The sequence below is a fragment of the Providencia sp. PROV252 genome, assembly GCF_033676005.1.
Classification (GTDB): Bacteria; Pseudomonadota; Gammaproteobacteria; order Enterobacterales; family Enterobacteriaceae; genus Providencia; species Providencia vermicola.
This window is the reverse complement of record NZ_CP096294.1, coordinates 2250095-2262478: the sequence shown is the minus strand read 5'-3', so window position 1 is coordinate 2262478 and position 12384 is coordinate 2250095. Positions and strand designations below refer to the sequence as shown.

The 12384-nt window shown below is 42.4% G+C and carries 12 protein-coding genes and 1 pseudogene; 8 read left to right on the top strand and 5 right to left on the bottom strand.

The features are described from left to right. Positions 1-2: 2 nt before the first annotated feature. From M1F05_RS10380 to M1F05_RS10370, 3 genes are all read left to right on the top strand, one after another. Entirely contained in the window at positions 3-509 is a 507-nt protein-coding gene (locus tag M1F05_RS10380; protein WP_412990675.1) for a GNAT family N-acetyltransferase, read from the top strand. A gap of 214 nt (positions 510-723) precedes the next feature. After that, positions 724-3396, top strand: coding sequence for an aconitate hydratase AcnA (gene acnA, locus M1F05_RS10375; protein WP_206086089.1), 2673 nt, complete (start codon positions 724-726; stop codon positions 3394-3396). Between the two features lie 270 nt (positions 3397-3666). After that, a complete protein-coding gene (locus M1F05_RS10370; protein WP_206086088.1) occupies positions 3667-4110 on the top strand; it encodes a hypothetical protein in 444 nt (147 codons plus the stop codon). A 110-nt stretch (positions 4111-4220) separates the two neighbouring features. Here M1F05_RS10370 and hemB read toward each other — a convergent pair whose 3' ends face one another. Together hemB and ribA are read right to left on the bottom strand one after the other, a co-directional pair. Further along, the gene (gene hemB, locus M1F05_RS10365) at positions 4221-5198 is read right to left on the bottom strand and encodes a porphobilinogen synthase (RefSeq protein ID WP_206086087.1); all 978 of its coding nucleotides are present in this window, start codon (positions 5196-5198) and stop codon (positions 4221-4223) included. Positions 5199-5380: 182 nt separating this feature from the next. Then, positions 5381-5977 (bottom strand): GTP cyclohydrolase II, encoded by a 597-nt coding sequence (ribA, locus tag M1F05_RS10360; protein ID WP_206086203.1) that lies wholly within the window; start codon positions 5975-5977, stop codon positions 5381-5383. Between the two features lie 215 nt (positions 5978-6192). On the opposite strand from ribA, the gene M1F05_RS10355 reads away from it, so the two are divergent. The 5 genes from M1F05_RS10355 (at position 6193) to yciH (ending at position 9651) form a co-directional block, all read left to right on the top strand. Further along, on the top strand, positions 6193-6933 hold the full coding sequence (locus tag M1F05_RS10355; RefSeq protein ID WP_206086086.1) for a phosphatase PAP2 family protein: 741 nt from the start codon (positions 6193-6195) through the stop codon (positions 6931-6933). A 127-nt stretch (positions 6934-7060) separates the two neighbouring features. Beyond that, positions 7061-7378 (top strand): LapA family protein, encoded by a 318-nt coding sequence (locus M1F05_RS10350; protein WP_206086085.1) that lies wholly within the window; start codon positions 7061-7063, stop codon positions 7376-7378. Between the two features lie 6 nt (positions 7379-7384). After that, a complete protein-coding gene (gene lapB / locus M1F05_RS10345; protein ID WP_206086084.1) occupies positions 7385-8557 on the top strand; it encodes a lipopolysaccharide assembly protein LapB in 1173 nt (390 codons plus the stop codon). 45 nt (positions 8558-8602) lie between these two features. Further along, positions 8603-9328, top strand: a complete 726-nt coding sequence (gene pyrF / locus M1F05_RS10340; protein ID WP_206086083.1) for an orotidine-5'-phosphate decarboxylase — start codon at positions 8603-8605, stop codon at positions 9326-9328. Continuing rightward, positions 9325-9651, top strand: coding sequence for a stress response translation initiation inhibitor YciH (yciH, locus tag M1F05_RS10335; RefSeq protein ID WP_206086082.1), 327 nt, complete (start codon positions 9325-9327; stop codon positions 9649-9651). The genes pyrF and yciH overlap by 4 nt, the downstream gene beginning before the upstream one ends. Positions 9652-9708: 57 nt before the next feature. Here the strand turns inward: yciH and nadS are convergent. From nadS to M1F05_RS10320, 3 genes and pseudogenes are all read right to left on the bottom strand, one after another. After that, positions 9709-9870, bottom strand: a pseudogene (gene nadS / locus M1F05_RS10330) (NadS family protein); the annotation flags it as partial. Positions 9871-9949: 79 nt separating this feature from the next. After that, positions 9950-10168 carry an osmotically-inducible lipoprotein OsmB gene (osmB, locus tag M1F05_RS10325; RefSeq protein ID WP_206086081.1) on the bottom strand — a complete coding sequence of 73 codons (219 nt, stop codon included), beginning with the start codon at positions 10166-10168 and terminating at the stop codon, positions 9950-9952. A 200-nt stretch (positions 10169-10368) separates the two neighbouring features. After that, positions 10369-12312, bottom strand: a complete 1944-nt coding sequence (locus M1F05_RS10320; RefSeq protein ID WP_206086080.1) for an exoribonuclease II — start codon at positions 12310-12312, stop codon at positions 10369-10371. Positions 12313-12384: the final 72 nt, after the last annotated feature.

The following is a 12384-nucleotide window of genomic DNA, read 5'->3' as shown; positions in this document are numbered from 1 at the left end:
CATTGAACCTGACAGCTCCTGAGCCGCTCAATTTAAACCACCGTCTGGATGTATTCTCTTCGGGTGACGAAACGTTGGATCATTGGTTAAAAAACCGCGCGATGGGAAATCAGAAAACGGGTGCATCCCGCACTTTTGTCACTGCATCTGATAATACGGTGATGGGGTATTATGCACTTTCTACAGGCATTATAACTACCAACCAAGCGGTGGGTAAATTTCGGCAAAATATGCCAACAGATATTCCTGTTGTTTTACTTAGCCGCCTAGCAGTGGATGCAAACGTGAAAGGATTCGGTGTTGGCAGGGCGCTTGTAAAGGATGCGGCGCTGAGAGTTATCCAAGCATCAGGGCTTGTCGGTATTCGGAGAATGGTTGTTCATGCGCTTTCAGTTGATGCTAAACGGTTTTATGAACATGTTGGGTTTGTATCTTCACCTCTAGACTCAATGATGCTAATGGTCACTTTAGCTGATCTTCAGCTCGCAATCGGCGCCTATCTAAACTGAAAATAACCGTCATCCCCCAAACTTTTTACCGTCATTTACGCTTATACTTTCCATTCTTATCTCAAATTTCCTATGATAAATAGGTCTAAACTGCAAATTTGGCACAAAATCTATAAATCAAATTTATAAAGCAACTATGATTACAATTGGTTAACAAAAAATAATGGTGGTAAATAAACATTATTGCCATAGCCATAAAAACCAAGGAGGAGTTATGTCGTTGAGTCTAAAAACAACGAGTGCCTCAACACTCGCTGTCGGAAACAAGCAGTATAATTACTTCAGTTTGGCGCTTGCCGAGAAAAAAATCGGCGATGGTTCAAAGCTGCCCAAATCCCTCAAAGTGTTACTCGAAAACCTATTACGCCATATCGATGGCACTTCTGTTGTTGAACAAGACTTACAAGCCATTATTGATTGGCAAAAAAACGCTCATGCAGATAGGGAAATTGCCTATCGTCCCGCTCGTGTACTGATGCAAGATTTTACTGGCGTCCCTGCGGTTGTTGACCTTGCAGCAATGCGTGAAGCGGTGAAATCGTTAGGGGGAAATGTCAATCAGGTCAACCCATTATCACCTGTTGATCTGGTGATTGACCACTCGGTGATGGTGGATGAATTTGCCACACAATCTGCGTTTGGTGAAAACGTGGAAATTGAAATGGAACGTAACCACGAACGCTATTTATTCCTGCGTTGGGGGCAAAAAGCGTTTAACCGTTTCCAAGTTGTGCCACCGGGCACTGGGATTTGCCACCAGGTTAACTTAGAGTACCTTGGAAAAGCGGTTTGGCATGAGGAAATCGATGGGAAGCTATACGCTTATCCAGATACGCTAGTGGGTACCGATTCTCACACAACCATGATCAATGGGCTTGGTGTGCTGGGTTGGGGAGTGGGTGGTATAGAGGCTGAAGCAGCGATGTTAGGTCAGCCTGTTTCGATGCTTATCCCCGATGTGGTTGGGTTTAAGTTAACAGGCAAATTATCGGAAGGTATTACGGCAACTGACCTTGTATTAACCGTCACACAAATGCTGCGTAAACACGGCGTGGTCGGTAAGTTTGTGGAATTCTACGGTGATGGTTTGGCGGATTTACCCTTAGCTGACCGTGCCACCATCGCCAATATGTCACCTGAATATGGTGCAACCTGTGGGTTCTTCCCCATCGATGATATTACGTTGTCCTATATGCGACTAACAGGACGTAGCGACGATGAAGTGGCGCTGGTGGAAGCGTATAGTAAAGAGCAGGGCTTATGGCGTCACGCAGGTGATGAACCTATCTTTACCAGTACCCTTGAATTAGATATGTCGACGGTTGAATCTAGCTTGGCTGGGCCAAAACGTCCACAGGATAGAGTGGAGCTGAGTCAAGTACCAAAAGCGTTCCGAGGTGCAGTTGAACTCGAAGTGAATAAACAAGATAAAAATGCACATCCAGAAGTGAAATATCAAAATCAAACCTTTGAACTCACTGATGGCGCGGTCGTGATTGCGGCGATTACATCTTGTACCAATACTTCAAATCCGAGTGTTTTGATGGCGGCGGGGCTGTTAGCGAAAAAAGCGGTTGAAAAAGGGCTGTCTCGTCAACCCTGGGTTAAATCATCCCTTGCACCAGGTTCCAAAGTGGTCACGGACTACCTTGCGGTAGCGGGCTTAACACCTTATTTAGATAAATTGGGATTCAATCTTGTTGGGTATGGATGTACCACCTGTATCGGTAACTCAGGTCCATTACCGGAACCAATTGAAGCGGCGATTAAGCAAACCGATTTAACCGTTGGTGCAGTGCTTTCGGGGAACCGAAATTTTGAAGGGCGGATCCATCCTCTGGTGAAAACTAACTGGTTGGCATCTCCGCCGTTAGTTGTGGCCTATGCCCTTGCAGGAAATATGAATATTAACTTGAAAAATGAACCGCTTGGTGTAGATAAACACGGTAATGACGTTTATCTGAAAGATATTTGGCCAAGCAGTGCTGAAATAGCCCAAGCTGTGCAACAAGTTAAAACAGAGATGTTCCGCAAAGAATATAATGCCGTATTTGAAGGTGACGATGCGTGGCGTGCTCTCGAGGTTGAAAGCTCATCAACTTATCATTGGCAGGCGGACTCAACGTACATTCGCCATCCACCATTCTTTGAAGGCATGCAAGCCCAGCCTGCGCCAGTTAAAGATATTCACGGCGCCAATATTTTGGCTATCCTTGGCGATTCAGTCACTACTGACCATATTTCTCCTGCAGGGAATATTAAGAAAGACAGTCCAGCAGGGCGCTACCTTCAAGAGCATGGTGTTGCTGTTGCAGACTTTAACTCTTATGGCTCACGACGAGGTAACCATGAAGTGATGATGCGCGGCACCTTTGCGAATATTCGTATTCGTAATGAAATGGTACCAGGTGTTGAAGGTGGTTATACCTTACATATTCCAACAGGGCAGCAAATGGCTATCTATGATGCAGCAATGTTGTATCAGCAAGAAAAACGCCCATTGGCGATTATTGCAGGTAAGGAATATGGTTCAGGTTCGAGTCGTGACTGGGCTGCAAAAGGAACTAATTTGTTAGGCGTTCGTGTGGTGATTGCAGAGTCTTATGAGCGTATTCATCGTTCAAATTTAATCGGTATGGGGGTTGTACCTCTGGAGTTTAAAGATGGCATGTCCCGCAAAACCCTTGGACTAAAAGGAGACGAACGCATTGACGTTGTTGGTCTGCAATCCCTGACACCAGGGCAAGACTTGAAGGTGAATATTACTCTGGGTAATGGTGAGGTCAAGGAGATCACTACCCGTTGTCGTATTGATACGGGTACTGAAATGGAGTATTACCGCCATGGCGGTATCTTGCATTATGTCATTCGACAAATGCTTCATTAACACAGGTTAACTAAAAACGTCTGTTTGGTTAATCCAGCAGACGTTTTTTTATTCCTATCTTATTTCTTAATCTTGTTTTTTCTCAATATTTTCGATGTGGATCTACGTTATGGTGTTAGGTAGATGGTTAAATATAGGGGAGAAAACCATTCTTAATTCAGTGAGTACTGAATTAAGTTCGCCATAAATCAGTTTCTTTGTTTGAATTAGTATTCATGTAATGGATTCGGGCTCGCTAAATTTATCGAAAACAACGTAAAGGAAATATATATGGCAGATATCAATGAAACCGATTTCTATAAAGGGGCATTGTGGGCAGCAGATATCTTATTAACAACTTCTCATTTTGATGGGTCGAATGAAGAGGTTCGCGATATTTTAGAACATATTCCTAATTTGTATTCTATTGTGATGAGAACACCTGAAACGGAAGTTCACGACTTACGTCTCTATGCGGACAAAGAATTCCCACTTGGCTTAAATGCAGATTACACTGCAATTACTATCGCACCATTAAAAGAGTATTTTGATATTGTGCCTATGCCGGATCAAAACCCGGAGAGTATTACTTTTGAGGTGGAATTTTGGGGCGTTGTTGCCAAGACAACTGCAGGTAAAGACGATTTATTGATAGCGGGCTTACCTTCGGCAGAAGTTGCTCAGCATTATGCAAAAACATTAACGCATCAGCTTGAAATTCAGCGTGGTAAATAACCGATTGATTTATTTTTAATCTGTTTTGGCTTGCTTTTTAATCTAAAATGCCAAAAAACCGCAATGCTGTGTTTATATCCAGTATTGCGGTTTTTTTTATAAGCTAAAAATTATAAAGCCTTACTTTCAGCCAGTTGTAGGGCAAAGTAAGTGAAGATAAGGTCAGCACCTGCGCGTTTAATTGAACCTAATGTTTCCAGTGCCACACGTGTTTCATCAATCGCACCCGCTTGTGCTGCAAATTTGATTTGCGCATATTCGCCACTAACTTGATACGCACCAATCGGTAATTGTGTGTGTTCACGTAAATCACGAATGATATCAAGATAAGCCCCAGCGGGTTTGATCATCAGCGCATCTGCACCTTCGCGCTCATCAATCAGCGATTCATGTAGCGCTTCGCGGCGATTCATTGGGTTCATTTGGTAGGTTTTTCTGTCACCTTTTAAACATGAGCCAGCTGCATCACGGAATGGGCCATATAATGCGGATGCAAATTTTGTGGAATAGGACATAATGGCCGTATCCGTAAAACCTGCTTCATCCAGTGCACGGCGGATCGCCGCAACTTGTCCATCCATTGCAGCGGAAGGGGCGATAAAGTCTGCACCTGCTCGGGCAGCAGCAACTGCCTGCAGACCTAAATTGTGAATAGTGGCATCATTATCAACAACATGGTCATGCATCACCCCGCAGTGACCATGGGAAGTATATTCACAAAAACAAGTATCCGACATCACAATCATTTCAGGAACTGTGTCTTTACAGATACGGGACATACGAGCGACTAAGCCATTTTCCTGCCATGCATCACTACCATTATCATCAAGGTGGTGGGAAACGCCAAATGTCATGACTGACTTAATGCCTGCATTTGCGATGCGTTCAATTTCATACGCTAAGCGTTTTTCAGGAATACGCATAACACCAGGCATGCTATTGATCGGCATATAATCGTCGAGTTCTTCTTCAACGAAAATAGGTAAACAAAGGTCATTAATCGATAGATGGGTTTCTTGGAATAAAGTGCGGAGTTTTTCAGTTTTACGCAGTCTTCTCATGCGTTGAATAGAATGCAGGTTGTTCACAATATCTCCTTGTAGTTTGATGAATAAGCAAAAGATAAAGGTCATTCATCAAAGTCATAATATTGAGAACAGTATAAACCTTATAGAAAGAAAGTGAATATAACCATCAAGAAATGGCACACATTGAGAGGATAATTGAGAGAAAAGGGAAGAACGTAGAAACTCTCCCCTTATTGCGTAGCTTACTGGTGTTTAAACAGCATATGACCCATCTTTTGTGCTTTAACATCCAAATAATGTTCATTACTTGGATTACGCCCAACGATCAAAGGCACACGTTCAACCACATTTATACCCGCTTCACGCATGATATCGATTTTTTTCGGGTTATTCGTTAGCAAACGAACTTCGTTGATCCCCAGTAATTTGTACATATCTGAGCAGAGGGTAAAATCACGTTCATCGGCTTTAAAACCCAGTTTTAAATTTGCCTCGACAGTGTCTAAACCTTGGTCTTGTAGCGCATATGCACGGATTTTATTGAGCAAGCCAATATTACGGCCTTCTTGGCGATGGTAAAGTAACACCCCGCGGCCTTCTTTACTAATCTGAGAAAGCGCGGCTTCTAATTGGAAACCACAATCGCAACGTAAGCTAAATAGCGCATCACCCGTTAAACATTCAGAGTGAATACGGCTAAGAACGGGGGTATCCCCAGAGATGTCGCCAAAGATTAACGCGACATGGTCATGACCCGTTGCAATTTCTTCAAAACCTACCATCAGAAATTCACCGAACGGTGTTGGGAGTTTTGCTTGAGCAACACGTTTTAGCTGCATATTTTCATTCATTAGTTAAAGTAACTCTTGCTTAATGTAATAACGTAAATCGATATAAGGTACATGAGTATAATATATCGAAGCTATATGACGTTTTGCATATAGAGGCTGGTAATCTTTGCACACAACCAACACTGTATTACTATAACAGAGTTAATCGTGAGTGAATGGAATATTTCTTCATAAGGTGGATTAATATTTATGGAATGCATTAAATGAGAAAGACTACTTTCGTCGTTAGCCTGTTTGCTATTTTATTAGCATTACCACCCATGATAATGCTAATTTCGGGGTGGCAATGGACGCCAGAAAATCAATTTAAATCAATGAAATGGCTGTTATGGCTGACCGATACAGCAGGTGCACCATACAGTATTATTACGTCATTAGCACTTATGGGGATAATCATATTCAGACTACGTGCAGAAAAAAGTATGGTCTTGAAGATTGTGATTATTGTTGCTAGCGCTTTGTTACTGCAACAAGGTACCAAAACATTACTTAAAAACCATTTTCAAGAGCCTCGACCTTATGTGGTTTGGCTCGAAGAGCAATATGATGTGACGCATTCGGATTTTTATGAATTAACACGAGCCGCTCGAGCCAAGTTGATTAAAACGGTCGTTAAACAACATGATGATATTGCTAAGTGGCAAAGAAAGCATTGGCAAGCAGAAACAGGGTACTCATTTCCATCAGGACATATGTTATTTGCTGCTGGCTGGGCACTCTTGTTTATCGCCTTTTTTTGGCAAAGGGGCTACTATGGCTTTTCGATTGGCCTAGCACTCTGGGCTGAGGGGATCGCATTTAGCCGCATGTTATTAGGTATGCATTGGCCAATTGATGTTATTACGTCAGTATTTATCAGTGCCATTTTTGCCATTTTGGCTTACGGTGTATTTCTGTTTCTTAAGCGGAAAAAAAAGTCGGTTAATCTTTCGTCAAGAGAGTGATTGTTGCGACAAACTCTGTGAATTTTCGAATTTGTATAAAATAAATTGCTTTGTCTGGATGCGCGGGAAATGCTACCTTATCAGGTAGATATTATTGAATGGATAAGAACTGATAACGGGAACAAATGTGAAATACTTTCTGATTTTATTACTGGCGGTCGCATTTTTTATTATCTCGATTACGCTAGGTTCAAGCAATGATCAGGTTATTACATTTAACTACCTGATTGCAAAAGGGGATTTTTCTTTATCAACCCTTCTTGCATCACTTTTTGGTGTCGGTTTTGTGCTGGGATGGCTGGTGTGTGCGGCATTTTATTTACGTACAATCGTTAGCCTGAAAAACGCACGTCGTAAAATTAGACGTTTAGAATCACAATTAGGTGCTGGAGAAAGTAATATTTCTGACTCAACCTCATTAGTGACGACTCAGAACAAGGAATAATCCTGTATGTTCGAGTTGCTGTTTCTGTTGCTTCCTGTGGCTGCCGCTTATGGTTGGTATATGGGGCGCAGAAGTGCTCAACAAGATAAACAACTACATGCTAACCGCTTGTCCCGTGATTATGTGACAGGCGTGAACTTTCTTTTGTCAAATCAGCAAGATAAAGCGGTTGATTTGTTTCTAGATATGCTTAAGAATTATGATAGCTCTGCATTTGAAGCACATTTAACCTTAGGGAATTTATTTCGTTCTCGAGGTGAAGTTGAACGTGCTATCCGCATTCACCAATCGCTGGTGGAAAGTGCTTCGTTATCCTTCGAACAACGCCTCCTTGCAACCCAACAACTTGGCCGTGATTACATGACCGCTGGGGTGTATGATCGCGCCGAAAATATGTTCCAGCAACTCACTGATGAAGTGGATTTCAAGCAAAGTGCTTTACAATCTTTATTAAATATTTACCAGTTAACCAGTGAATGGTCGAAAGCTATCGATGTTGCAGGTAAACTGGTTAAATTAGGCCATAACGAATTACGCGAGCAAATTGCACATTTTTACTGTGAGCTTGCGGTACAACAATTGGCGAGTGATGATCTTGATGATGCACAAGCCTTATTAAATAAAGCAGAACAAGCCGATAAAAACTGTGCGCGCGTTTCGATTATGAAAGGGCGTATTTTTATTGAGCAAGGCGTTTATGAAAAGGCCATTCATGTTTTAAAGCAAGTATATGATCAAGATAGAGAGTTGGTTACTGAAACGCTGCCACTGCTCCATGATTGCTATCAACGCACCGGTCAATTGGATGAATGGGAAGATTACTTGCGTCAATGTGTAGCGGGTAATTCAGGTGCAATTGCAGAGCTGTATCTCGCCGATATTATTGTTGAAAAGCAAAATCATGAAGCTGCTGCAAATTATATTAATGACCAAATTCAACGTCACCCAACCATGCGACTGTTTTATCGTTTAATGGATTACCACCTTGAAGAAGCCGAAGAAGGCCGTGCAAAAGAAAGTTTGATTTTGCTAAGAAAAATGGTGGGCGAACAAATCCGAACAAAGCCTGATTACCGTTGCCATAAATGTGGCTTTACTTCTCGTTCATTATATTGGCACTGCCCATCTTGTCGTTCTTGGGATACGATTAAACCCATTCGTGGGTTAGATGGCCAGTGACAACGTCACTTTTTAACCTCATAACAACTCATTAAAGGCTATGAAATGATTTCCTCAACTGAGAACCAGACACACTCGCCAATCATTGTGGCACTTGACTATGAAGATGCTAATGCTGCACTGGCGTTTGTTGACCGCATTGACCCGCGTGATTGCCGTCTTAAAGTAGGCAAAGAAATGTTCACGTTCAATGGTCCTCAATTTGTCAAATCACTCCATGATCGCGGCTTTGATGTTTTCCTTGATTTAAAATTTCACGATATTCCAAATACGGTTGCTCGTGCCGTCGCCGCTTCTGCTGAAATGGGCGTCTGGATGGTCAATGTGCATGCGGGCGGTGGGGCTCGAATGATGGAAGCGGCTCGTCAATCACTCGAAGTTTATGGTAAAGATGCGCCTTTATTAACGGCAGTAACTGTTTTGACCAGTATGGATGAGACAGATCTAGTGGGCGTGGGGATCCAAGACTCTCCTGCGGTTCATGCAGAACGTCTTGCATTGCTGACCAAACAGTGTGGTCTTGATGGCGTTGTCTGTTCTGCCCATGAAGCAAAACGCTTAAAAAGTTTATGTGGCAAAGATTTTAAATTAGTCACACCAGGTATTCGCCCAGAAGGTAGTGATGTTGGCGATCAACGCCGTATCATGACACCACAAGATGCTGTCAAAGCAGGGGTTGACTATATGGTGATTGGACGCCCGATCACGCGTAGTGAAAACCCAACGTTAACATTACAGCAAATTAACCAGTCTATTAAAGGTCTCTCATGAGTGATTCAAACAGCCGTCTAGTATATAGCACAGACGTTGGGCGTATTGATGAAGAAAAACCGAAGGTAGAAAGGCCAAAAGGTGATGGCATCGTTAGAATTCGCCGTGAAACATCAGGTCGTAAAGGCAAGGGGGTTTGTGTGGTAACGGGGCTTGACCTTGATGATGCAGAGCTCACAAAACTTGCGGCTGAATTGAAAAAAAAATGTGGTTGTGGTGGCGCAGTAAAAGATGGAAATATTGAAATTCAAGGGGATAAGCGAGATGTGATTAAGCAACTTCTTGAAGCAAAAGGTATGCAAGTCAAATTAGCTGGTGGCTGATTAAAATAATTAAAGAAAAAACGGTGATTGCAGATGTAATCACCGTTTTTTTATGGTTTAAATTGCAGCAAGTTCTTTGAATAATTCAGGGTTTCTTTTTATTGCCACTAATACTTTAGCCGCTAACCCTGTTGGGTTAGGTCGTTTGAGTTCCCAGCTTTTAATGGTATCAACGCTAGTTCCTAATGCATTAGCTAATTCGCTTTGTGAAACATTGAGTTAGCGTTAGAACACTGAAAATAAAATAGCGCCAAATGGATGGCGCTATTTAGAGAATAAGGGCATAGCTTATTGTCGGTTATTTGCCAATTTGGTGGCCAATGATCCCGCCAACGGCGGCACCGCCTACCGTACCAAGTGAACTACCCCCAGTAAGCACTGCACCACCGACGGCACCGACACCAGCACCAATGGCAGTATTTTTATCGCGCTTAGACATGTTGGAACAGGCACTCACGCTAATAGCGACGGCTGCGATAACCATAAATGATAAAATGCGTTTGCTGACAGTATTCATTTTTTAATCCTTAACACGTATTAAACAAATCATAAATTAGCATGATAGGTAAATTTACGAATAAGAATAATCAGGAAAAAATAGCGAATAGCATATAAATTTTAACGTAAAATGCGAATTAATCACTACTGATTAGGTTGCGAACGAAGAAAAGACCATAAGCATTAACTTATGGTCTTTTAAAGATAGCACAGAAAGTATTATTCTGCAGGGCGAGCAACGATATTACGTGTTTCCATACGAACTTCCGCAATGGTGACATTAATAATATCATTGAGTTGATATGCTTTTTCGCCTTTAACCAGAACGCTGCCAGTTTCTTGGCTACACTGAATTTCATCACGAACACTGTGAATAAATGGTGCAGGAACAAATGCCACCGCGCCATTATCCACGAGACGTACACGTACACCGCCACGGGTAATATCAATAATTTCTGCGGGGAATTTAGTGTCAGTGCCTTCAAACGGTTTTAAGTAACGTGAATAGAGCCAATCACCCACATCGCGTTCCGCCATACGGTTTGCACGGCGACGTTCTGCCAATTTAATGGAAAGCTCTTCAGTGGGTTTATCCGTTGAAGGCTTGCCCGCAATAATGGACTTTAATAACCGATGGTTAACGATATCGGTGTATTTACGAATGGGGGATGTCCATGTTGCGTAAGCGTCAAAACCAAGGCCGAAGTGAGGGCCGGGATCAGCTTTAACTTCGGCAAAAGTTTGGTAGCGACGAATTCGGCTATCTAAGAACTGGGTAGGTTCGGCATCAAGCTTACGACGTAATTGACGGAAACCTTCCAGAGACAATAATGATTCCGCGGTGGTTTCAATACCATTGTCTTTTAAGGTTTGAACAACCTGGTCAATTTGCAATGGCTCAAAGCCCATATGCACATTGAAAACGCCGAAGCCGAGTTTTTCTTTTAACACGCTGGCTGCACAAAGGTTAGAGGTGATCATCGCCTCTTCAACAATGCGGTTAGAACTGCGGCGGCTTTCTGATACAATATCAACGACATTGCCTTTATCATCAAGCACAAAGCGGTAATCAGGGCGGTCTTTAAAGACTAATGCATGAGTTTCACGCCAATGTAAGCGTTTATCAGCCATTTCTTTTAACAGCAATATTTGTTGTTTGTCTGTGTCATTGGCGGGTTGCCAATTTCCAGTTTCTTCAAGCCAATCAGAAACTTCGTCATACACTAATTTGGTTTTTGATTCGACCCAAGCACTGAAAAACTCAATGTGACTATCAAGGCTGCCATCTGCAAGAATTTGCGCCACACATACTAAAGCAGGGCGACGTTCATTTGGGCGCAAGGAGCATAAATCATCTGACAATTGACGCGGTAACATTGGGATATTGAAACCAGGTAAATAGTTAGTATAAGAACGTGCAAGGGCCAGTTTATCTAATTCACTGCCTTCGCGGATATAGCTGGTTGGGTCAGCGATAGCGATGAATAATTTGAGATTGCCTTCAGCGGTTTTCTCAACATACAGCGCATCATCCATATCTTCAGTACTAGCGCTATCGATGGTCACAAAATGTAAGTCAGTTAAATCAACGCGTTCAATGCCTTGATCATCACGCTCGCTTTCCACCATTTGAGGTTCATCACGGTCTAATTGGTGACGGCGTAACGTTACCCACCATGGTGCAAAGTGGTCATCGCCTTCAGTGATGTATTCTGTAATATCTGCGTAAAAGTTTTTATCGCCTTTTAAGGGATGACGGCGCATTTGAGCGACGACCCAATCATCTTGCTTAAATTCATGGGTAATACCATTCACAGGACGACATAAAATCATGTCTTTGAGTAACGGGTGATCGGGGATAACAAATAAGCGATTGTCGTTTTCTTTTTTCTGAATTTTACCGACAAATCTCTCTAAAAAAGGCTCGACAAGTTCTTCTGGCTCAGCAAACTCACGGTCTTTATCCGTATGTACTGCGGCGATGACACGGTCACCGTGCATCACTTTTTTCATCTGAGGAGGCGGAATGAAATAGCTTTTTTGGCCATCAACTTCTAAAAAGCCAAAACCTTTTTCAGTGCTTTTTACCAACCCTTCAACACGAGGTGTTTGGGCATGTAATGTCTGTTTAAGTTGTGCGAGCAGTGGGTTGTCTTGAAACATACTTACCGTTTTATTAAGTTTGAATTTGGCTCTATTGTTACGTAAGACAAAGTCCTAGAGCAAGGAAAAAAT

Coding starts and splice junctions, on each gene's coding strand:
- acnA (WP_206086089.1), top strand. CDS start 724: ATGTCGTTGAGTCTAAAAACAACGAGTGCCTCAACACTCGCTGTCGGA.
- M1F05_RS10370 (WP_206086088.1), top strand. CDS start 3,667: ATGGCAGATATCAATGAAACCGATTTCTATAAAGGGGCATTGTGGGCA.
- ribA (WP_206086203.1), bottom strand. CDS start 5,977: ATGCAGCTAAAACGTGTTGCTCAAGCAAAACTCCCAACACCGTTCGGT.
- M1F05_RS10355 (WP_206086086.1), top strand. CDS start 6,193: ATGAGAAAGACTACTTTCGTCGTTAGCCTGTTTGCTATTTTATTAGCA.
- lapB (WP_206086084.1), top strand. CDS start 7,385: ATGTTCGAGTTGCTGTTTCTGTTGCTTCCTGTGGCTGCCGCTTATGGT.
- pyrF (WP_206086083.1), top strand. CDS start 8,603: ATGATTTCCTCAACTGAGAACCAGACACACTCGCCAATCATTGTGGCA.
- yciH (WP_206086082.1), top strand. CDS start 9,325: ATGAGTGATTCAAACAGCCGTCTAGTATATAGCACAGACGTTGGGCGT.
- osmB (WP_206086081.1), bottom strand. CDS start 10,168: ATGAATACTGTCAGCAAACGCATTTTATCATTTATGGTTATCGCAGCC.
- M1F05_RS10320 (WP_206086080.1), bottom strand. CDS start 12,312: ATGTTTCAAGACAACCCACTGCTCGCACAACTTAAACAGACATTACAT.